The following is a 21645-nucleotide window of genomic DNA, read 5'->3' on the forward strand; positions in this document are numbered from 1 at the left end:
GAAGGCCGGCCGGGCGGTGAACGCGGGCGGCGCGGGCCGCGTAAGCACGGGCGAGGCCCGCGGGGGGGCCGGGCCCGACCCCCCGACGAAAAACGTGCGCCCCCCAACCCCCCGCGCCCCCCCCCCCCGCGCCCCCCCCCCGGGGCACCGGCGCCGGGCCCGCCGGGCCCGGCGCCAGCACCGAGGGCGCCCGTGCCGGCGCCCGCAGCGGACGAACGGAACGGAGAAGCACCGTGAGCAGCAACAACCTCGAGGCCCTGCGCACCCACGGCGTGTCGGTGTGGCTGGACGACCTCTCGCGCGAGCTGACCGGCTCGGGCGAGCTGCAGCGCCTGGTCGACGCCGGCGTGCTGGGCGTGACGTCCAACCCGACGATCTTCGCCTCGGCGCTGGCCAAGGGCGACGCCTACACCGAGCAGGTCCAGGAGCTCGTGCGCAGCGGCGCCGACGTCGAGGAGGCGGTCTTCCAGATCACCACCGAGGACGTGCGCCGCGCCTGCGACATCCTGCGCCCGGTGCACGAGCGCACCGCCGGCCTGGACGGGCGCGTGTCGCTGGAGGTGGACCCGCGCCTGGCGCACGACACCGCCGGCACCGAGGCCTCCGCCCGCGCCCTGTGGGCGGCCGTGGACCGCCCCAACCTGCACATCAAGATCCCCGCCACCGTCGAGGGCCTGGGCGCGATCACCACCGCCATCAGCGAGGGCATCAGCGTCAACGTCACGCTGATCTTCTCGCTGGACCGCTACCGCGCCGTCATGCAGGCGTACCTGACGGGCCTGGAGCAGGCGCACCAGAAGGGCCTGGACCTCACGGGCATCCAGTCGGTGGCCTCGTTCTTCGTCTCCCGCGTGGACACCGAGGTCGACAAGCGCCTGGACGCCGTCGGCACCGACGAGGCGCGCGCGCTGCGCAGCAAGGCCGGCATCGCCAACGCCCGCCTGGCCTACCAGGCCTACGAGGAGGTCTTCGGCACCCCGCGCTGGCAGGTGCTCAAGGAGGCCGGCGCCAACGCGCAGCGCCCCCTGTGGGCCTCCACCGGCGTGAAGGACCCGAACCTGCCCGACACGCTGTACGTGACCGAGCTGGTGGCGCCGAACACCGTCAACACCATGCCCGGCAAGACGCTGGACGCCACGATCGACCACGCCGAGGTCACCGGCGACACGATCCGCGGCTCCTACGGCGAGTCGCAGGCCGTCCTGGACGACCTCGAGCGCCTGGGCGTGTCCTACACCGAGGTCGTCGAGCTGCTCGAGCGCGAGGGCGTGGAGAAGTTCGAGAAGAGCTGGGGCGAGCTGCTGCAGACCGTCACCGACGAGCTGGAGCGCGTGAAGACCCAGGTCGAGGCCCAGTGAGCCCCACCCCGGCGGGCTCGAACCCGCTGCGCGATCCCCGCGACCGGCGCCTGCCGCGCATCGCGGGGCCGTGCGGGATGGTGATGTTCGGCGTCACCGGCGACCTGGCCCGCAAGAAGCTGATGCCGGCGATCTACGACCTCGCCAACCGCGGGCTCCTCCCGCCGGGGTTCGCCCTCACCGGGTTCGCCCGGCGCGACTGGGTCGACCAGGACTTCGGCAAGATCGTCTACGACTCGGTGCGCCAGCACGCGCGCACGCCCTTCCGCGAGTCGGTGTGGGCCCAGCTGGCCGAGGGCTTCCGGTTCGTGCCCGGCGAGTTCGACGACGACGACGCCTTCGACCAGCTGGCCGCGACGGTCGCCGACCTGGACCGCGTGCGCGGCACCGGCGGCAACCACGCGTTCTACATGTCGATCCCGCCGCGCTTCTTCCCGGTCGTGGCCAAGCAGCTGGCCCGCAGCGGGCTGAGCGCCCAGCACGGCGACCAGTGGCGCCGCGTGGTCATCGAGAAGCCCTTCGGCCACGACCTGAGGTCCGCGCGTGAGCTCAACGACGTGGTCGAGGACGTCTTCCCGGCCGACTCGGTCTTCCGCATCGACCACTACCTGGGCAAGGAGACGGTCCAGAACCTCCTGGCGCTGCGCTTCGCCAACCAGATGTTCGAGCCGCTGTGGAACGCCAACCACGTCGACCACGTGCAGATCACGATGGCCGAGGACATCGGCATCGGCGGGCGCGCCGGCTACTACGACGGCATCGGCGCGGCGCGCGACGTCATCCAGAACCACCTGCTGCAGCTGCTGGCCCTGACGGCGATGGAGGAGCCGGTCTCCTTCGACGCCGCCGACCTGCGCGCGGAGAAGGCCAAGGTCCTCTCCGCGGTGCGCCTGCCCCGGGACCTGGCGGTCTCCACCGCCCGCGGGCAGTACGCCGCGGGCTGGCAGGGCTCGGACCACGTCAAGGGGTACCTGGACGAGGAGGGCATCCCCTCGTCCTCGACCACCGAGACGTTCGCCGCGATCGAGCTGGAGATCGACACGCGCCGCTGGGCCGGCGTGCCGTTCTACCTGCGCGCCGGCAAGCGCCTGGGCCGGCGCGTCACCGAGATCGCGGTGGTCTTCAAGCGGGCGCCGCACCTGCCGTTCGAGCGCACCGCCACCGAGGAGCTGGGGCAGAACGCCCTGGTGATCCGGGTGCAGCCCGACGAGGGCGTCACCCTGCGCTTCGGCTCGAAGGTGCCGGGCACCGCGATGGAGGTGCGCGACGTGACGATGGACTTCGGCTACGGCCACGCCTTCACCGAGTCCAGCCCCGAGGCCTACGAGCGGCTCATCCTCGACGTCCTGCTGGGCGACCCGCCGCTGTTCCCGCGGCACGAGGAGGTCGAGCTGTCCTGGAAGATCCTCGACCCGATCATCGAGTTCTGGGCGCGCAACGGCGCCCCGGAGCCGTACGCGTCGGGCACCTGGGGACCGGCCTCGGCCACGGCGATGCTCGAGCGCACCGGCCGCGCGTGGCGACGCCCGTGAGGCCCGCCGGGCCGGCGGGCCCGACCACCGCACAGCACCTCGACGGGGAGCGGACGAAGTGATCATCGACCTGCCCAGCACGTCCACCAGCGCCATCAACAAGGCGCTGGTCGACCTGCGCGACTCCGGCGGCGCCGTCGCGCTCGGCCGGGTCCTCACCCTCGTCGTCGTCACCGACGACGCCCACGCCGAGAGCGCCATCGCCGCGGCCAACGAGGCCAGCCGGGAGCACCCGTGCCGGGTGCTCGTGCTGGCGCGCGGCAACAAGCGCGGCGCGGCGCGCCTGGACGCGCAGATCCGCGTCGGCGGCGACGCCGGCGCCAGCGAGGTCGTCGTGCTGCGCGCGTACGGCCCGCTGGTCGAGCACGGGGAGACCACCGTGGTCTCCCTGCTGCTGCCGGACGCGCCGATCGTGGCGTGGTGGCCGGGGGTGGCGCCGGAGGACGTGGGGGCCGACCCCGTCGGCCGCATCGCCCAGCGGCGCATCACCGACTCCGCCGAGGCGCGCGACCCGCGCAAGGCGCTGGAGCAGCGCCGGGCGACGTACCGGGCCGGGGACACCGACCTGGCCTGGACGCGCCTGACGAACTGGCGGGCCCTGCTGGCCGCCGCGCTGGACCAGCCGCCCTTCGAGCGGGTCACCTCCATCACGGTGGCCGGTGCGCCGGACAGCCCCAGCACGGAGCTGCTGGCCGCGTGGCTGGCCGTCAAGCTCGACGCCCCGGTGGTGCGGGTGCGCACCAAGAAGGGCACCGGCGTGCAGAGCGTGCGCCTGCAGCGCCCCTCCGGCGACGTGGAGCTGGTGCGCCCGGACCAGAACGTGGCCACGCTGACGCAGCCGGGGCAGCCGGACCGGCGCATGGCGCTGGCGCGCCGGCCCGTCAAGGACTGCCTCAGCGAGGAGCTGCGCCGCCTGGACCCGGACGAGGTCTACGGGGAGGTGCTGCGCGAGGGGCTGCTGAAGGTGGGCACCCGCGTGGTCAGCGTGCGCGACGCCCAGCGCGAGGGCCGGCTGTCCCCGCCGGCGGAGACGGCCCGCCAGCAGGCGGCCGCCGAGGCGCACTCGGCGCGCGTCTCGCGCGCCATGAAGCGCGCGACCCCCGGTGAGCCGGCGGAGCGGGTCGGCGGCACGGCCGTGCCGAACGTCGAGCACGCCGAGAACGCCCCCGAGCGCGACACGAGCGCGGAGCCGGTCAAGCGCGCGAGGGGCGGGCGCGCGACGGCAGAGCGCGCCGCGCGCACGAGCGCGTCGGGCGAGGGCGTCACCGCGCCGGGCACGGCCGAGCCGGTCACGGCGAAGCGCGGCACGGCGAAGCGCGGGGCGGCGAAGCGCGGCACGGCCGAGCGCGGCACGGCGAAGCGGGCCGCGGCCGCCGCGGAGCGCGGGGCGTCCTCGTGAGCGCGGCGCAGCCCCTGGTCGTGGTGCACCCCACGCCGGACGTCCTGGCGCACGCGGCGGCGGGCCGGCTGATCGCCGCGCTCGCCGACGCGCAGGCCCGGCGGGGCGTGGCGCACGTGTCGCTGACGGGCGGCACGATCGGCGGGCGCACGCTGGAGGCGGTGGCCGCCTCCCCCGCCCGCGACGCGGTGGACTGGCGGCGGGTGCACGTGTGGTGGAGCGACGAGCGGTTCCTGCCCGCCGGGGACCCCGAGCGCAACGCCACCCAGGCGCGCGCGGCCCTGCTGGACGCGCTGGACCTGGACCCGGCGACCGTGCACGAGCCGCCGGCCTCCGACGGCCCGGACGGCGACGACCCCGACGCCGCCGCGGCCCGCTACGCCGCGGAGCTGGCCGCCGCGGCCGACGGGGCCGAGGTGCCCGCCTTCGACGTGCTGCTGCTGGGCATGGGCCCGGACGGGCACGTGGCCTCCCTCTTCCCACACCACCCCGGGCTGGCGCGCGACGAGTCCAGCGTCATCGGGGTGCGCGAGTCCCCCAAGCCGCCGCCGGTGCGCCTGTCGTTCACCTTCGGCGCGCTGGCGCGCGCCCGGCAGGTGTGGGTGGTGGCCTCCGGCGCGGAGAAGGCCGCGGCGGTGGCGCGCGGCGTGGGCGGCGACGACGTCAGCGGCACCCCCGCCGCGGGCGTGCGCGGCAGCGAGGCGACGCTGTGGCTGGTCGACGCCGCGGCCGCCGCGCAGCTGCCGGGCTAGGCGCCCGCGCGCCGAGCGCACCGGCCCAGCACGAGGGCCCGGCACGACGCAGGCCCCCGACCGGATGCCGGTCGGGGGCCTGCGCGCTGCGGGGTGGTGCTGCTCAGCGGATCAGCGGATGAGGCCGCGGGCCCGCAGCCCCTCGAGCGCCTCGTTGAGGATGGCCTCGCCGTCCGCGTCGCTGCGCCGCTCCTTCACGTACGCCAGGTGCGTCTTGTACGGCTCGTTCCTCGGCGGAGCGGGCGGGTTCGCGCGGTCGGTGCCGGCGGGGAAGCCGCAGCGCGGGCAGTCCCACGTCTCGGGCGGTTCGACCCCGGACTCCTCCGCGAAGCTCGGGCGCGTCTCGTGCCCGTTCGCGCACCAGTACGAGATGCGCACGCGGGGCGCGGTGTCGCCGCGCTCCGCCTCGCCCATCGGACCGGCGCCGACCCTGCTGCCACGGATGGCGTTGCCACCTGCCACGTCCTACGTCTCCCCTCGGGCTCCGCCCGGGGGCGGTGCCTGCTCGCTCGGTCGCTCAGAACTCGTCGGTGAAGCGCTGCACGAGACCGAGCAGCACGATGCACGTGAACCAGACCAGCCCGGCCCCCACCGTGAAGCGGTTGAGGTTGCGCTCGGCCATGCTGGACCCGGACAGGCTGGTGGTGACACCCCCGCCGAACATGTCGGAGAGGCCACCGCCCTTGCCCTTGTGCAGCAGGATCAGCAGCGTCAGGAAGAGGCTGGACAGGGCCAGCAGCACCTGCAGCACGATGCGGAGGACGGTCACGCGGATCCTTCGTCTCAGGCGGCCCGCGCAGCGGGTCCACCGGGTCGGGGCTGGTCCAGGGTAGGCCATCGGACGAGCCCGGCGGTGGAGCGCCGGGCCCGCCGCGGCGCTCAGGCCGGGTGCTCGCGGTAGCGGACGATCGCGGCGAAGTCGCCGGCGTCGGTGCTGGCGCCGCCGACCAGGGCGCCGTCCACGTCGGGCTGGGCCATGATCGAGGCGATGTTGGCGGGCTTGACGCTGCCGCCGTAGAGCACGCGCACCGCCTGGGCGGTGGCGGCGTCGAACTGCCCGGCCACGGCCGCGCGCAGCGCCTCGCACACCTCCTGCGCGTCGGCGGGGCTGGCGAACTCACCGGTGCCGATGGCCCACACCGGCTCGTAGGCCAGCACCAGGCCGGCGACCTGCGCCGGCTGCAGGTCCTCCAGGGCGGCGGTGACCTGCGCGACGGTGAAGGGCACGTGCGTGCCCTCGCGGCGCACCTCCAGCGGCTCGCCCACGCACACGATCGGCGTCAGCCCGTGCTCCAGCGCCCGGCGGGTCTTGGCGCGCACCACCGCGTCGTCCTCGCCGTGGTACTGCCGGCGCTCGGAGTGGCCCACGGCGACGTAGGTGACGCCCAGCTTGGCCAGCTGCGCGGCGGAGACCTCGCCGGTGTAGGCGCCGGACTCGTGCGCGGAGACGTCCTGCGCACCCAGCTTCAGCGCCAGCCGGTCGCCCTCGATGAGGGTCTGCACGGTGCGCAGCGAGGTGTGCGAGGGCAGCACGGCGACCTCGACGGCGCCGTGGTCGTGCTTGGCGTCCTTGAGCGTCCAGTCCAGCTTCTGCACCAGCAGGGTGCCCTGCTGGTGGTCGAGCACCATCTTCCAGTTGCCGGCGATGAGCGGGGTGCGGGCCACGGGCGGTCTCCTCCGGAGGGGCTGGGGGCGTCAGTCGAGCACGTCGAGGCCGGGCAGCTGCTCGCCCTCGAGGTACTCCAGGCTCGCACCGCCGCCGGTGGAGATGTGCCCGAAGTCCTCGTCGGCGAAGCCGAGGGTGCGCACGGCCGCGGCGGAGTCGCCGCCGCCGACGACGCTGAAGGCGGGCGAGTCCACCAGCGCCCGCGCCACGGCGCGGGTGCCGTGCGCGTACGGCTCCATCTCGAAGACGCCCATCGGCCCGTTCCAGAAGACGGTGCGCGCGTCGGCCAGGGCCGCGGCGAACGCGGCGGCGGAGTCGGGGCCGATGTCCAGGCCGAGGCGGTCGGCGGGGATGGCGTCGGCGGCCACGACGGAGTGCTCGGCGTCGGCGGCGAACGCGGTGGCCGCCACGACGTCGGTGGGCAGCACCAGCTGCACGCCCTTGTCGGCGGCGGTGGCGGTGTAGCCGCGCACGCGCTCGAGCTGGTCCTCCTCCAGCAGCGACTTCCCCACCTCGTGGCCGGCGGCCTTGAGGAAGGTGAAGACCATGCCGCCGCCGACGAGCAGGCGGTCGCCGGAGGTGAGCAGCGAGCCGAGCAGGTTGTCGATGACGCCGAGCTTGTCGGAGACCTTCGAGCCGCCGAGCACCACCGCGTAGGGGCGCTCGGGGGAGCTCGTCAGGCGCTGCAGCACCTCGACCTCGGTGGCCACCAGCCCGCCGGCGGCGTGCGGCAGGCGCAGCGCGACGTCGTAGACGCTGGCGTGCTTGCGGTGCACGGCGCCGAAGCCGTCGGAGACGAAGCCGTCGGCCAGGGCGGCGAGCTCGTCGGCGAACGCCCCGCGCTCGGCGTCGTCCCGGCTGGTCTCGGCGGCGTTGAAGCGCACGTTCTCCAGCAGCACCAGCGCGCCGTCGCCCAGGGCGTCCACGGCGGCGGTGGCCGCCTCGCCGACCGTGACGGGGCAGAAGGCGACGTCCACGCCCTCCAGCAGCTCCGCCAGGCGCGCGTGCACGGGCGCCAGGGAGTACTTCTCCTCCGGCGCGCCCTTCGGGCGCCCCAGGTGGGCGGTGACCACGACGCGGGCGCCGGCGTCGAGCAGGCGGCGCAGGGTGGGCACCGAGGCGCGCACGCGGCCGTCGTCGGTGATGCGCGCCGCGCCGCCGGAGCGGTCCAGCGGCACGTTGAGGTCGCTGCGCACCAGCACCCGCCTGCCGCGCAGGCCGCCGAGCTCGCGCTCGAGGTCGTCGATCGTCTTCACGGTTCCTCCGGGGGTGGCCTCGGGCGCGCGGGCTCGGGGCGCGCGGGCGTGGGGCGTGGGGCGTGGCGGGCGTCGTGCGGGACGGGTGTCCGGCGGGTCGTGCGGGTCGCCGCCCGCGCGGCGGCGCGCGGGCAGCACTCACCGGCCCGGGGCGCGGGGTCCCGGGCCGGTGGCGGTGCTCAGAGGGTGCTGCCGACCAGGGCGGTCAGGTCGACGAGGCGGTTGGAGTAGCCCCACTCGTTGTCGTACCAGCCGACGACCTTCACCTGGTCGCCGTTGACCTTGGTCAGGCCCGAGTCGTAGATGCACGAGGCCGGGTCGGTGACGATGTCGCTGGAGACCAGCTCCTCGTCGGAGTACACGAGGTAGCCCTTCAGCGGGCCGTCGGCGGCCGCGCGGTAGGCCGCGTGGACCTCCTCGGCGCTGACCTCGCGCGAGAGGGTGACGGTCAGGTCGGTGGCCGAGCCGGTGGGCACCGGCACGCGCAGCGCGTAGCCGTCCAGCTTGCCCTTCAGCTCCGGCAGCACCAGGCCGATGGCCTTGGCCGCGCCCGTGCTGGTCGGCACGATGTTCAGGGCCGCGGCGCGCGCGCGGCGCAGGTCCTTGTGCGGGCCGTCCTGCAGGTTCTGGTCGGCGGTGTAGGCGTGCACGGTGGTCATCAGGCCGCGCTCGATGCCGAAGGCGTCCTGCAGCACCTTCGCCAGCGGGGCCAGGCAGTTGGTGGTGCACGAGGCGTTGGAGATGATCGTGTGCTGCGCCGGGTCGTAGTCGCCGTCGTTGACGCCCATGACGACGGTGACGTCGTCGTTCTTGGCCGGCGCGGAGATGATGACCTTCTTGGCGCCGCCGGCGACGTGCGCCTTGGCCTTCTCGCCGTCGGTGAAGAACCCGGTGGACTCGATGACGACGTCCACGCCCAGCTCGCCCCAGGGCAGCTTGCCCGGGTCGCGCTCGGCGAGGACCTTCACCGTCCGGGAGCCGACGACGATCGAGTCGCCGTCGACGCGCACCTCGTCCGCCAGCTTGCCCAGGACGGAGTCGTGCTTGAGCAGGTGCGCCAGCGCCTTGGCGTCGGTCAGGTCGTTGACCGCGACGACCTCGATGTCCGCGCCGGAGGCCAGCGCCGCGCGGAAGAAGTTGCGGCCGATGCGGCCGAAGCCGTTGATGCCGACCTTGGTGGTCATGCGCTCTCCTCCTCGACGCTCCGGGGCGGACCCGGCCGCGTCAGCTCTGCGTGCTTCTGTCTGGTGCTCCGCCCGCCGCGGCGCCGCGGCGACGGGCACGACCCTATGGCCTGCGTCACGTCCCGGTGCAGCCGGGTGCGGCGCAGGGACCCGCCGAGACGCGCCGGAACCCGCCGGGAGCGGGCGCGCCGGCCCTCAGGCGTCCAGCATGTCGGCCGTGAGGCCGGACTCGGTGCCCGGCACGCCCAGCTCCCCGGCGCGCTTGTCGGCCATGCCCAGCAGGCGGCGGATGCGCCCGGCGATGGCGTCCTTGGTCATGGGGGGGTCGGCGAGCTGGCCCAGCTCCTCCAGGCTGGCCTGCTTGTGCTCCAGGCGCAGGCGCCCGGCCTGCAGCAGGTGGTCGGGCACGTCGTCGCCGAGCAGCTCCAGGGCCCGCTCCACGCGCGCGCCGGCGGCCACCGCCGCGCGCGCCGAGCGGCGCAGGTTCGCGTCGTCGAAGTTGGCCAGGCGGTTGGCGGTGGCGCGCACCTCGCGGCGCATGCGCCGCTCCTCCCAGGTCATCATCGCGTCGTGCGCGCCCAGGCGCGTGAGCAGCGCGCTGATGGCGTCGCCGTCGCGCAGCACCACGCGGTCCACCCCGCGCACCTCGCGCGCCTTGGCCGACAGCTCCAGGCGGCGCGCGGCGCCGACCAGGGCCAGCGCCGCCTCCGGGCCCGGGCAGGTGACCTCCAGGGCGGCCGAGCGGCCCGGCTCGGTCAGGGAGCCGCGCGCCAGGAACGCCCCGCGCCAGGCGGCCTCGGCGATCTGCGCGGAGGAGGAGACGATGTGCGAGGGCAGCCCGCGCACCGGGCGGCCGCGGGTGTCCAGCAGCCCGGTCTGGCGCGCCAGCGACTCGCCCTCGCGCGCCACGCGCAGCACGTAGCGGGTCGCGCGGCGCAGGCCGGAGGCCTGCACCACGAGCAGGTCGCTGGGGTGGCCGAAGACGTCGGCGATGTCGCGCCGCAGCCGGCGCGCGATCGAGGCGGAGTCCAGCTCCGCCTCGATGACGATGCGCCCGGAGACGATGTGCAGCCCGCCGGCGAAGCGCAGCATCACCGACACCTCCGCCTTGCGCGCTGCGGTCGTCGTCACCGGCAGCCGGCTCAGCTCGTCCTTGACCGCCGCCGTCATCGCCATGTCCCGTCCTCCTCCGACGTCGCGCACCCCACGGCCCGGGCGGCCCGGACGGCCGCCCCGCTGCCGGCCGTCCCGCTGCGGCCCCGCCTCACGCGTCCCCCCACGGTGCCACCCCCGCGGCCCGACCGGCGCCCGGCGGGGCCGAGAAGACGTCGCGGTAGGCCGCCGCCAGCCGCAGCGCGTCGTGGCGCGCGGTGCCGTCGCCGGTGGAGACGTGCCGCAGCACCAGGTCCGCGCCCAGGTCCGCGGCCACGCCCGCCAGGGCGTCCAGGTCGCTGACGACCACCGGGTCGGCGACCACCGCGTCCACCCGCAGGTCCGGCGCGTGCGCGGCCAGCACCTCCAGGTGCGCCTCGGCGCTGAAGCCGTCGGTCTCGCCCGGCTGCACCGCGAGGTTGAGGGTCACGCACACCCGCGCCGGCGTGGTGCGCAGCGCGCGCCCCAGCGCCGGGACCATCAGGTGCGGCAGGACGCTGGTGAACCACGAGCCGGGCCCCAGCACCACCCAGTCCGCCTCGTGCACGGCCTGGACCACCTCCACGGGCACCGGCGGGTCGGCCGGCACCAGGCGCACCCCAGCCACGCGACCGGGCGTGGAGGCCACCGCGACCTGCCCGCGCACCGGCGTGAGGGCGCCCTTCTCGCCGGGCACCAGCCCGAGCACGTCGGCCTCGATGTCCAGCGGGACGGCGGCCATCGGCAGCACCCGCCCGCGCGCGCCGAGCAGGCGGGCCACCCAGTCCAGGCCGGCGACCTCGTCGCCCAGCAGCTCCCACAGGGTGGCGATGAGCAGGTTGCCGGTGGCGTGCTGGTGCAGCCCGCCGCCGCTGTCGAAGCGGTGCTGCAGCACGTCGCGCCAGGTGCGGCCCCACTCGGAGTCGTCGCACAGCGCGGACAGGGCCATGCGCAGGTCCCCGGGCGGCAGCACGCCGAGCTCGCGGCGCAGCCGGCCTGAGGAGCCGCCGTCGTCGGCGACGGTGACCACGGCGGTGAGGCGGTCGGTCAGGTGGCGCAGCGCCGACAGGGAGGCGGACAGCCCGTGCCCGCCGCCGAGCGCGACGACGGCCGGCGCGTCGGAGGGGGCGGGGCGCACGGGCAGGGCGCCGGTGGCGGGGACGGGGCCGGTGGGCAGGCTCACTCGCGCCCCAGGTCCCGGTGCAGCACGCGCACGCCCACCCCGGCGCGGCGCAGGCGCCCGCCGAGCTCCTCGGCCATGGCCACCGAGCGGTGCTTGCCGCCGGTGCAGCCGAACGCGATGGTCGCGTAGCGCTTGTTCTCGCGGCGGTAGCCGGCCAGCACCGGCTCCAGGGCGCCGGCGTAGCGCTCCAGGAACGGCGCGGCGCCCTCCGCGGCGAGCACGTACTCGGCCACGGGCGCGTCCTGGCCCGTCAGCGGGCGCAGGTCCGGCTCCCAGTGGGGGTTGGGCAGGAAGCGCACGTCCGCGATGTGCTCGGCGTCGGCGGGCGTGCCGTACTTGAAGCCGAAGCTCATGACGGTCACGCGCAGGTCGTCGGTGCCCTCCGCCTCGAACAGGGACGCCACCAGCGCCCCGAGCTGGTGGACGTTGAAGGAGGAGGAGTCCACCACGACGTCCGCGCGCGAGCGCAGGTCGCCGGTCAAGGCGCGCTCGCGGGCGATGCCGTCGACGATGCGGTCGTCGCCCTGCAGGGGGTGCGGGCGGCGCACGGACTCGAAGCGGCGCACGAGCACCTCGTCGGTGGCGTCGAGGAAGAGCAGCCGCGGGGAGACGTGGCGGGTGTCCAGCGCCGCCAGGGTGCTGGACAGCTGCGGGAAGAAGGTGCCCCCGCGCACGTCGACGACCACGGCGATGCGCGGCACGGAGGGCCCGGCGCGCGCGGCCAGCTCCGCCAGCGGCTCGAGCATCTGCGGCGGCAGGTTGTCCACCACGTACCAGCCGAGGTCCTCCAGCGCCTTGGCGGTGGTCGAGCGCCCGGCGCCGGACATGCCGGTGATCACCAGCAGCTCCGCCCGCCGGGGCCGGGCGCCCGCCTCGCCGGCGGGGGCGTCGGTGCGGTCGTCGGCCGGGGGTTCCACGGGTGTCATCCTGTCACCCCGGGCGTGTCGCGCACGACCGGGTGGGACGCTCCGCGGTCGCGGGGTGACGCGCGGTCGACATCGCGTCGGGGCCCGCGGATCACCCGGCGCGCTGCCCGGCGGGTGCTCAGCGGGGCGCGCCCGGGCGGGCCAGGCGCAGGCGGCGGTCCTCGGCGAGGGTGAAGTAGTCCGCCGGCCCGCCGGCGCGCAGCAGCGGGTCCAGGGCCAGGGTGTCGACGGTGCCGTCGACGACGACGCGCTCGTCGAGGTGCACCAGCACCACCTCGCCGAGCACGAGCCAGGCGTCCACCTCGTGCTGCGCGGCGTCGGTCAGCCGCAGCACGCGGGTGACGCGGCACTCGAAGGCGACCAGGCTCTCGCCCACGCGCGGCGGGCCCACCAGCGTGGAGGGCGCCGGCGTCAGCCCGGCCAGGGCGAACTCGTCGACCTCCGGGCCCACCGGCGCGGACGTCTCGTTCATCGGGCCGGCCAGGGCCACGGAGGCCAGGTTCCAGACGAACTCGCCGGTGGCCTCGGCGTTGGCGGCGCTGTCCTTGTAGCCGACGCTGGAGAAGCCCACCACCGGCGGGGAGTAGTTGAAGAGGTTGAAGAAGCTGTAGGGCGCCAGGTTCGCCGTGCCGTCGGCGGCCAGCGTCGAGACCCACCCGATGGGCCGCGGGGCGACGATCGCGTTCAGCGGGTCGTGCGCCAGGCGGTGCCCCTCGCGGGGTTCGTAGGAGTGCACGACGCGCGACGCTACCCGCGCGCGCCGCGCCTCACTCGACGAGCTCGCCGGTGGCGGTGTTCACCGCGGGCTCGGGGGCCGGGGCGCCGGCGAGGGCGGCCACGACGGCGGCGGCGGTGCGCGGGCCCACGCCGGGCACCGCCGCGACCTCCTCGACGCTGGCCGCGCGCAGCTTCTTGACCGAGCCGAAGTGCTTCAGCAGCGCGGCCCGGCGCGTCTGGCCCAGCCCGGGCACGCCGTCCAGGGCGCTGCTGGTCATGGCCCGGCTGCGCCTGGAGCGGTGGTAGGTGATCGCGAAGCGGTGGGCCTCGTCGCGCACGCGCTGCAGCAGGAACAGCCCCTGGCTGGTGCGCGGCAGTACCAGGGGGTGCTCCTCCCCCGGCAGCCACACCTCCTCCAGCCGCTTGGCCAGCCCGCACAGCGCCACGTCGACGACGCCGGCGTCGGCCAGCGCCCGGGCGGCGGCGTCGACCTGGGGGCGCCCGCCGTCGACGACGACGAGGTTGGGCGCGTAGGCGAAGCGGCGCGGGCGGCCGGTCTCGGGGTCGACGCCGGCGGGCACGCGGGCACCCGCCTCCCCGCCCGCACCGCCGCCGGGCTCGCCGTCCGCGTCGCCGTCCGCGTCGCCGGCGGGCTCGCCGTCGGGCTCGGCGTCGGGCTCCGCCTCCAGCTCGGCCTCCAGCTCCGCGTCGCCGGCGACGAGGAGGGCGCCGGCGTCCTCCTCGGCGCGCGCGCGCCGGAAGCGGCGGGTGAGCACCTCGCGCATGGCGCGGGTGTCGTCGACGCCGCCCTCGTCGCCGCGCACGGCGAAGCGGCGGTAGTCGGCCTTCTTGGGCAGGCCGTCCTCGAAGACGACCATGGAGGCCACCACGTTCGTCTCCTGGGTGTGCGAGACGTCGAAGCACTCGATGCGCAGCGGCGCCTCGTCCAGGCCCAGGGCCTCCTGCAGCTCGGCCAGGGCCTGGCTGCGGGTGGTCAGGTCCCCGGCGCGGCGGGTCTTGTGCAGGGCCAGGGCCTGGGTGGCGTTGCGCTGCACCGTCTCCATGAGGGCGCGCTTGTCGCCGCGCTGGGGCACGCGCAGGTCCACGCGCGAGCCGCGCAGCTCGCTGAGCCAGTCCTCCACGTCGGTCTCGACGGTGGCCGGCAGGTGCGGCACGAGGACCTCGCGCGGCACCGACTCCCCGCTCTCGCCGCCGTAGACCTGCAGCAGCAGCTGCTCGACGAGCTCGGCGGGGCCGACGTCCTCGACCTTCTCGACGACCCAGCCGCGCTGGCCGCGCACCCGGCCGCCGCGCACGTGGAAGACCTGCACGGCGGCCTCGAGCTCGTCGTCGGCCACGGCGAAGACGTCGGCGTCGGTGGCGTCGGGCAGCACCACGGCGGACTTCTCCAGCGCCCTGGTCAGCGCGCCGAGGTCGTCGCGCAGGCGGGCGGCGCGCTCGAAGTCCAGCTCGGCGGCGGCCGCGCGCATCTCCTGCTCGGTGCGGCGCACGAAGCGGGCGGTGTTGCCGGCGACGAAGTCGCACAGGTCCGCGGCCAGGGCGCGGTGCTCCTCGGCGCTGACGCGGCCCACGCAGGGCGCGGAGCACTTGTCGATGTAGCCCAGCAGGCAGGGCCGGCCGGTCTGCGCGGCGCGGCGGTACACGCCGGTGGAGCAGGTGCGCACCGGGAAGACGCGCAGCAGCAGGTCCACGGTCTCGCGGATGGCCCAGGCGTGGGTGTACGGGCCGAAGTAGCGGGTGCCCTTGCGCTTGGCGCCGCGCATGACCTGCACGCGCGGGACCTCCTCGCCCATGGTGACCGCCAGGTACGGGTAGGACTTGTCGTCGCGGTACTTGACGTTGAAGCGCGGGTCGAACTCCTTGATCCAGGAGTACTCCAGCTGCAGCGCCTCGACCTCGGTGGCGACCACCGTCCACTCCACGCCGGCCGCGGTGGTGACCATCGCCATGGTGCGCGGGTGCAGCGCGGAGAGGTCCTGGAAGTAGTTCGCCAGGCGCTGGCGCAGGCTCTTGGCCTTGCCGACGTAGATCACCCGCCCGGACGGGTCGCGGAAGCGGTACACGCCGGGCTCGTCGGGGACCTCCCCCGGTGCGGGGCGGTAGGTGGCGGGGTCGGGCACGACGGCAGGTTATGCCGGGGCGCCGACGCCCCGCCCCGGCACCCGGGGGCGCGGGGGCACGGGGCGGGCGGGCGCGGGGACGGGGGCCGAGGCGGGTGCGTCAGTCCGCGGAGCCGGGCTCGGCGAGCTCGCCCTGGGCCTTGGCGAGGGGCGCGTTGGGCAGCAGGTTCGCCGCGGCGGCCTGCAGCTTGGTGCCCAGCGAGCCGGTGACCACGTGGTCGCGGCCCTTCTGCAGCGCCTTGAACGCCTGGCGGGCGACCGTGGCGGGGTCGTCCTTCGCGGAGGTCTGCCCCATCTTCGTGTCCTGCATGTCGGCGCGCTCGAAGAACTCGGTGTCGGTGGGCCCGGGCAGGAACGCGGTGACGACGACGCCCTTCTGCTCCAGCTCCTGGCGCAGCGACTGGGCCAGCGACTGCGCGAACGCCTTCGAGGCGCCGTAGACGGCCTGGTAGGGGGCGGGCACGCGCGCGGCCAGCGAGGAGGTGATGAGGATGCGGCCCTCGCCGCGCTGGACCATGGAGCGGGCCGCCAGCTTGGCCAGGTGCACGAAGGAGACGACGTTGAGGTCGATCAGGTGCAGCTCGTCCTCCAGGGAGGTCTCGACGAACTCCCCGCCCACCCCGACGCCGGCGTGGACGGCGACCGCGTCCACCGCGCGCCCGCCGGCGGTGGCCGTGGCCCACAGCTGCTCCACCCCGGCGGCGGTGGACAGGTCCACCCGCACCGCGTCCACCACCGCGCGCGGCTCGACGTCGAGGAGCTCGGCGGGCACGGCGGTGATGCGCTCGTCCTCGGCGGCCACGAGCACGTCGTAGCCGCCGGCGGCGAACTCCTTGGCCAGCTCCAGGCCGATGCCGCTGGAGGCGCCGGTGACGACGGCGAAGGGGCGGGACGTGTCGGCGCTGCTCACTGCGGACCTCCGGGGGACGGCTGCTCCGGCCGCCGCGCGGCCGCTGTCGAGGGCACCCGTGCCCGCTGCGGCGCGATCCATGCGCGCCGCGGCGCGGCCCACCGGGCCGGGCGGCTCAGCAGGTGGCGACGAAGCGCTGCAGCACCCGCACGCCGAAGCGCAGCGCGTCCACCGGCACGCGCTCGTCGACGCCGTGGAACATGCCCGCGAAGTCCATCCCGGCGGGCAGGCGCAGCGGGGCGAAGCCGTACCCGCGCACGCCCAGGTGGGAGAAGGACTTGTTGTCGGTGCCGCCGGAGAGGCAGTACGGCAGCACGGCGGCGCCGGGGTCCTCCGCCTCCAGGGCCGCGCGCATGCGGTCCACGAGCGGGGCGGCGTAGCTGGTCTCCAGGGCCACCGACTCGTTGACGGTCTCGACGTCCACGCGCTCGCCGGCCAGCTCGCGGATCGTGCTCAGCAGCTCCTCCTGCCGGCCGGGCAGGAAGCGGGCGTCGACCAGGGCGGTGGCGGTGCCGGGGATGACGTTGTGCTTGTACCCCGCCTCCAGCGCGGTGGGGTTGGCGGTGTTCTGCAGCGTGGCGCCCACCCAGCGCGCGGTCGTGCCCAGCGTGGCCAGCAGCGCCGAGGGGTCGTCCTCGTCGAAGGCCACCCCGGTGATCTCCGAGACGCCCTCGAGGAACTGGCGCACGGTGGGCGTGTACTCCAGCGGCCAGCGGTGCGCGCCGATGCGCGCCACGGCCGCGCACAGCCGCGTCACGGCGTTGTCGGTGCCCACCTGCGAGCCGTGCCCGGCGCGCCCGTGCGCCACCAGGCGCAGCCAGGCCAGGCCCTTCTCGGCGGTCTGCAGCAGGTAGGCGCGCCGCCCGCCGAGGTCGACGGAGAAGCCGCCCACCTCGCTGACGGCCTCGGTGACGCCCTCGAAGAGCTCGGGGCGGTTCTCCACCAGCCACTGCGCGCCCTGCACGCCGGCGGCCTCCTCGTCGGCCAGGAACGCCACGACGAGGTCGCGCGGGGGGCGCTGCCCGGTGCGCGCGAGGTCGCGCACGACGGCCAGCAGCATCGCGTCCATGTCCTTCATGTCCACCGCGCCGCGGCCCCACAGGCAGTCGTCGGCCACCTCGCCGGCGAAGGGGTCCACGCTCCAGTCGGCGGCGCGCGCGGGCACGACGTCCAGGTGCCCGTGCAGCAGCAGCGCGCCGCGCTCGGCGGTGCTGCGCTCGTCGCCGGGGATGCGCAGCACGACGTTGCCGCGGCCGGGGAAGCCCTCGACGTACTCCGGCTGCAGGCCCACCTCGTGCAGCAGGGCGGCCACGTGCTCGGCCGCGGCGCGCTCGCCGGGCCCGGAGCCGTCGCCGTGGTTGGAGGTGTCGATGCGGATGAGGTCGCGCGCGATGCCGAGCACCTCGTCCTGCGCCACCTCGCCGGCCCGCGCGTCCAGCGCGCCGCCCGCCGCGCCGCCCGCTCCGCCGTCTGCCCCCGTGCCGCCCGCGGCGGTCCCCTGCGCGTCCACGGGCGCCACGCTAGACGCGCCCGCCCCGCGGCGGCCGGGCGGGTGGTGCCGGGCGGTAACGTCCCCGTGCCATGGACACCCTGCCTCCCGGGGCCGCCCCGCGCGAGCACCCGAGCAGCGCCCGGGGGTGGACGCCCGCCGAGCACCGCGGGGTGACCGACGCGGTGCACGACGCCCTGCTCGAGCTGCTCATGAGCCGCGGGGTCGAGCCGGGCTCGGCGCTGCGCACGCAGGCGCTGGCCGACCGCCTGGGCGTGTCCGCCACCCCCGTGCGCGAGGCGCTGGCGCGCCTGGAGGGCACGGGGCTGGTGGTGCGCAGCGCCCGGCGCGGCTACCGCGCCGCGCCGCTGCTGTCGGCGCGCGAGCTGGCGCAGCTGGTGGACGTGCGCCTGCTGGTCGAGCCGGGCAACGCCGAGCGGGCCTGCGCGCGCGCCGACGACGCGTTCGTGGCGCGCCTGCACGCGGCGGTCGAGCGGCAGCGGCGCGCGCCCACCGGTCCCGGCTACAGCGGCTTCAAGCGCTACCTGGAGGCCGACTGGGCCTTCCACGAGCTGGTCGCCGAGGGCACCGGCAACCCGTTCATCGTGCGCACCCTGGACTCCTTCCGCGGCTTCGTGCAGCGCCTGCACCAGGTCGAGCAGCACGTGCCGGACTCGCGCGAGTCCGTCGCCGAGCACGAGGCGGTGGTGCGCGCCTTCGAGGCGCGCGACGCCGCGGCGGCCGGCGCGGCGATGCGCGTGCACCTGGAGGCGGTGCTGGAGCGCGCCGACACCGGCTGAGGCGCACCGCGCCGCGCCGGACGGGACCGGCCGGGCCGGGCGCACCGGGCGGCCCGGGCGCGCGGCGGGCACCCGCCCGGGGGGCCGGTCGTTGACAGCGGGGCAGCGGTGCGGCAGGCTGAGCCCGTCCTGATTTTCTATAGAATCTGGGACCCGGAGTCCCGATGGAGCGAGACGTGAGCGACGACGCCGCACAGCCCACCCAGCGCACGACCGTCTTCGACGGCTACCCCGAGGTGCTGACGCGAGAGAACTGGCCGATCACGGTCCCGATGATGCCGCACCCCGGCGTCCTCGCGGACGGCACGTCGGTGCAGGACCAGCCCGCCGAGGGCTGGGCCGCCACCCTCGAGGTGATGACCGACGCGGGGTACACCAGCATCGACCCCACCGACACGTGGATCCGCATCGCGGACCTCTCGCCGGCGCGGCTGGAGGAGTTCGCCGCCACCGTGCGCGCCGCGGGCCTGAGCATCCCGGCGTTCTCCACCTCGCGCCGCAGCGTCATGGACCACGAGAAGGCCGAGGAGAACCTCGCCTACTCGCACCGCGCCATCGACGCCTGCGCGGCCATCGGCATCCCGCTGGTCAACTTCGGCTTCATGCGCGGCTTCACCCCCGCGCAGGCGAAGGCGCTGTGGTTCTGGCTGGAGCCCGGCTACTCCGACGACTTCTCCGACGAGGCGCGCGCCCTGGCGGTCTCGCGCATCCAGGAGCTGGCGCGCCACGCCCAGGAGGTGGGCGTGCAGATCGCGCTGGAGATGTACGAGGACACCTACACGGGCACCGCCGACTCCGCCGTGCGCTTCGTGCACGAGGTCGGCTACGACAACGTCGGCCTGAACCCCGACTTCGGCAACATCTGGCGCCTGCACCGCCCCGTGGAGCCGTGGGAGGAGATCGCGGCGAAGATGTTCCCGCTGACCAACTACTGGCACCTGAAGAACTACTACCGCGACGAGGAGCCGACCACCGGCTCGGTGCGCTCGCACCCGGCGCCGCTGGAGTTCGGCACCATCAACTACCGCAAGGCGATCGCCATGGCGGTCGAGGCGGGGTTCCGCGGGGCGTTCTGCGTCGAGCACTACGGCGGCGACAGCATCAGCGTCGGCGCCACCAACCGCGAGTACATCCGGCGCGTGCTGCCCAAGCAGACGCCCTGGGCCCCGTTCCGCAGCCTCTGAGCGATCGAAGGAGACCGTTCCACATGACGAAGATCTTCGGTGACCCGAACTCGTTCGTGGCCGACGCCCTGGCGGGCTTCACCGACCTGTACTCGCAGTACGTGCAGCCGGTGCCGCACGGGGTGGTCCGCTCCACCGCGACGCCCGACGGCAAGGTGGCCGTGGTCGTCGGCGGCGGTTCCGGGCACTACCCGGCCTTCGCCGGCTACGTCGGCCCGGGCCTGGCGGACGGGGCCGTGTGCGGCAACGTCTTCGCCTCGCCCTCCACGCGCTGGGTGTACGACGTGGCCAAGGCCGCCAACCGCGGCGGCGGGGTCGTGCTCGCCTTCGGCAACTACGCCGGCGACATCCTCAACTTCGGCCTGGCCGCCGAGCGGCTGCGCGCCGAGGGGATCCCCGCCGAGCTGCTCGTGGTCACCGACGACGTCGCCAGCGAGGGCCAGGGCGCCAACGGCCAGCGCCGCGGCATCGCCGGCGACGTGGTGGCCTTCAAGATCGCCGGTGCCGCGGCCGAGGCCGGCTACGGCTTCGAGGACGTCGTGCGCGTCTCGCGCCACGCCAACGACGTCACCCGCTCCATGGGCATCGCCTTCGCCGGCTGCACCCTGCCCGGCGAGACCGAGCCGCTCTTCACCGTCGGCGACGGCAAGATGGGCGTGGGCCTGGGCATCCACGGCGAGCCGGGCATCTCCGAGGAGCCCATCGGCTCCCCCGAGGAGATCGCCGAGCTGCTCGTGCAGCGCGTGCTCGACGGCCGGCCCGAGCAGGCGCCCGACAGCGGGCGCATCACCGTGCTCGTCAACGGCCTGGGCTCGACGAAGTACGAGGAGCTGTTCCTGCTCTACGCGCCGATCGCGCAGCGCCTGCGCGCGGCCGGCTACGAGATCGTCGCCCCGCAGGTCGGCGAGCTCGTCACCAGCCTGGACATGGCCGGCGCCTCGCTGACGGTGACGTGGCTGGACGAGGAGCTGGAGCGGCTGTGGACCGCCCCGGCGCAGACGCCGGCGATGAGCGTGGGCGCGACCATCGAGACCACCCCGGCCCCGCGCTACGAGGCCGTCGAGGACGAGGTCGCCGACTACTCCGGCACCCCCGAGGCCGCCGCCGAGGCCGGCCGGCGCGTGGCCGCCCTCATCGAGTCCGTGCGCGACGTCCTCAAGGACGCCGAGGCCGAGCTCGGCCGCATCGACGCCGTCGCCGGCGACGGCGACCACGGCACCGGCATGGTGCAGGGCTCGACCGCCGCGGCCGCCGCGGCCCGCGCGGCCGCCGACGCCGGCGCCGGGGCGGGCTCCGTGCTCGCCGCCGCCGGCGGCGCCTGGGCCGACCGCGCCGGCGGCACCTCGGGCGTGATCTGGGGCGTGCTGCTGCACGCCTTCGCCGACAAGCTCGGCGACGAGGGCGTGCCCACCGTCCAGCAGGTCGCCGAGGGCGCCACCGCCTCCGTCGAGGCCGTGCAGCGCCTGGCCGGGGCCCGCGTGGGCAACAAGACGATGGTCGACGCGCAGGTGCCCTTCGCCGAGGTGCTCGCCGAGCGCGTCGGCGCCGGCGACGACCTGAGGACCGCGTGGGCGGCCGCCGCGCAGGCGTCCACCGCCGCGGCGGAGGCCACCAAGGACCTGCGCCCGCAGATCGGGCGCGCCCGGCCGCTGGCCGAGCGCTCGCTGGGCCACCCCGACGCGGGTGCCGTCTCGCTGGCGCTCATCACGCGCACCGTCGCCGAGAAGCTCTGACCGACCACCCCAGACCCAGGAGGAACCCGTGAGCGAGAGCACCGCGAGCCCGCAGTGGCGCGTCGTCGTCGCCGCCGACGAGGCCGGCTTGTCCTACAAGGAGGCCATCAAGGCGGACCTGCTGAAGGACCCGCGCGTGAAGGAGGTCATCGACGTGGGCGTGAAGGCCGATGAGGACACCGCCTACCCGCACGTGGCCGTGGCCGGGGCGCGCAAGATCGCCGCCGGGGAGGCGGACCGGGGCATCTTCGTGTGCGGCACCGGCATGGGGGTGGCCATCGCGG

Annotated in this window: 20 protein-coding genes; 8 read left to right on the top strand and 12 right to left on the bottom strand. The window is 75.6% G+C overall.

Annotation, left to right across the window (positions count from 1 at the left end):
• Positions 1–233: 233 nt before the first annotated feature.
• From tal to pgl, 4 genes are read left to right on the top strand one after another with little or no spacing between them, the layout of a single operon-like run.
• Positions 234–1358 (top strand): transaldolase, encoded by a 1125-nt coding sequence (gene tal, locus ACRYMN_RS18640; RefSeq protein ID WP_432498356.1) that lies wholly within the window; start codon positions 234–236, stop codon positions 1356–1358.
• The gene (gene zwf / locus ACRYMN_RS18645; protein WP_432498358.1) at positions 1355–2890 is read left to right on the top strand and encodes a glucose-6-phosphate dehydrogenase; all 1536 of its coding nucleotides are present in this window, start codon (positions 1355–1357) and stop codon (positions 2888–2890) included. Before tal ends, zwf begins: the two co-directional genes overlap by 4 nt.
• Positions 2891–2948: 58 nt before the next feature.
• Entirely contained in the window at positions 2949–4289 is a 1341-nt protein-coding gene (opcA, locus tag ACRYMN_RS18650; RefSeq protein WP_432498360.1) for a glucose-6-phosphate dehydrogenase assembly protein OpcA, read from the top strand.
• Positions 4286–5041, top strand: a complete 756-nt coding sequence (gene pgl, locus ACRYMN_RS18655; RefSeq protein ID WP_432498363.1) for a 6-phosphogluconolactonase — start codon at positions 4286–4288, stop codon at positions 5039–5041. Before opcA ends, pgl begins: the two co-directional genes overlap by 4 nt.
• A 111-nt stretch (positions 5042–5152) precedes the next feature.
• Here pgl and ACRYMN_RS18660 read toward each other — a convergent pair whose 3' ends face one another.
• The 12 genes from ACRYMN_RS18660 to ACRYMN_RS18715 all read right to left on the bottom strand — a co-directional run bounded on the left by ACRYMN_RS18660 (position 5153) and on the right by ACRYMN_RS18715 (position 17593).
• Complete coding sequence (locus ACRYMN_RS18660; protein ID WP_166610646.1) at positions 5153–5503, bottom strand: RNA polymerase-binding protein RbpA; 351 nt, start codon at positions 5501–5503, stop codon at positions 5153–5155.
• 55 nt (positions 5504–5558) lie between these two features.
• Entirely contained in the window at positions 5559–5810 is a 252-nt protein-coding gene (secG, locus tag ACRYMN_RS18665) for a preprotein translocase subunit SecG (RefSeq protein ID WP_432498366.1), read from the bottom strand.
• 110 nt (positions 5811–5920) lie between these two features.
• Positions 5921–6706: a triose-phosphate isomerase gene (gene tpiA, locus ACRYMN_RS18670; RefSeq protein ID WP_432498369.1), complete on the bottom strand. Its 786-nt coding sequence runs from the start codon at positions 6704–6706 to the stop codon at positions 5921–5923.
• 30 nt (positions 6707–6736) lie between these two features.
• Positions 6737–7963 (bottom strand): phosphoglycerate kinase, encoded by a 1227-nt coding sequence (locus ACRYMN_RS18675; protein ID WP_432498371.1) that lies wholly within the window; start codon positions 7961–7963, stop codon positions 6737–6739.
• A 179-nt stretch (positions 7964–8142) separates the two neighbouring features.
• Positions 8143–9147 (bottom strand): type I glyceraldehyde-3-phosphate dehydrogenase, encoded by a 1005-nt coding sequence (gene gap, locus ACRYMN_RS18680; RefSeq protein ID WP_432498373.1) that lies wholly within the window; start codon positions 9145–9147, stop codon positions 8143–8145.
• A 195-nt stretch (positions 9148–9342) separates the two neighbouring features.
• Positions 9343–10323 (bottom strand): DNA-binding protein WhiA, encoded by a 981-nt coding sequence (gene whiA, locus ACRYMN_RS18685; RefSeq protein WP_432498375.1) that lies wholly within the window; start codon positions 10321–10323, stop codon positions 9343–9345.
• Positions 10324–10411: 88 nt separating this feature from the next.
• A complete protein-coding gene (locus ACRYMN_RS18690) occupies positions 10412–11455 on the bottom strand; it encodes a gluconeogenesis factor YvcK family protein (RefSeq protein WP_432498395.1) in 1044 nt (347 codons plus the stop codon).
• A 2-nt stretch (positions 11456–11457) separates the two neighbouring features.
• Entirely contained in the window at positions 11458–12387 is a 930-nt protein-coding gene (rapZ, locus tag ACRYMN_RS18695; protein ID WP_432498378.1) for an RNase adapter RapZ, read from the bottom strand.
• Positions 12388–12505: 118 nt separating this feature from the next.
• Positions 12506–13123, bottom strand: coding sequence for a flavin reductase family protein (locus ACRYMN_RS18700; protein WP_432498380.1), 618 nt, complete (start codon positions 13121–13123; stop codon positions 12506–12508).
• Between the two features lie 31 nt (positions 13124–13154).
• Positions 13155–15245 (bottom strand): excinuclease ABC subunit UvrC, encoded by a 2091-nt coding sequence (gene uvrC / locus ACRYMN_RS18705; protein WP_432498382.1) that lies wholly within the window; start codon positions 15243–15245, stop codon positions 13155–13157.
• Between the two features lie 100 nt (positions 15246–15345).
• On the bottom strand, positions 15346–16155 hold the full coding sequence (locus ACRYMN_RS18710) for an SDR family NAD(P)-dependent oxidoreductase (protein ID WP_432498384.1): 810 nt from the start codon (positions 16153–16155) through the stop codon (positions 15346–15348).
• 115 nt (positions 16156–16270) lie between these two features.
• Positions 16271–17593: a M20/M25/M40 family metallo-hydrolase gene (locus tag ACRYMN_RS18715; RefSeq protein ID WP_432498397.1), complete on the bottom strand. Its 1323-nt coding sequence runs from the start codon at positions 17591–17593 to the stop codon at positions 16271–16273.
• Between the two features lie 143 nt (positions 17594–17736).
• On the opposite strand from ACRYMN_RS18715, the gene ACRYMN_RS18720 reads away from it, so the two are divergent.
• From ACRYMN_RS18720 to ACRYMN_RS18735, 4 genes are all read left to right on the top strand, one after another.
• On the top strand, positions 17737–18444 hold the full coding sequence (locus ACRYMN_RS18720) for a GntR family transcriptional regulator (RefSeq protein ID WP_432498387.1): 708 nt from the start codon (positions 17737–17739) through the stop codon (positions 18442–18444).
• Between the two features lie 272 nt (positions 18445–18716).
• Complete coding sequence (locus tag ACRYMN_RS18725) at positions 18717–19628, top strand: sugar phosphate isomerase/epimerase family protein (RefSeq protein WP_432498400.1); 912 nt, start codon at positions 18717–18719, stop codon at positions 19626–19628.
• Positions 19629–19651: 23 nt separating this feature from the next.
• A complete protein-coding gene (locus ACRYMN_RS18730; RefSeq protein ID WP_432498390.1) occupies positions 19652–21361 on the top strand; it encodes a dihydroxyacetone kinase family protein in 1710 nt (569 codons plus the stop codon).
• 28 nt (positions 21362–21389) lie between these two features.
• The coding region (locus tag ACRYMN_RS18735) for an RpiB/LacA/LacB family sugar-phosphate isomerase (protein ID WP_432498392.1) at positions 21390–21645 on the top strand (256 nt) is incomplete at its 3' end.

The sequence above is a fragment of the Kineococcus gypseus genome, assembly GCF_050871305.1.
Lineage (GTDB): Bacteria > Actinomycetota > Actinomycetes > Actinomycetales > Kineococcaceae > Kineococcus > Kineococcus gypseus.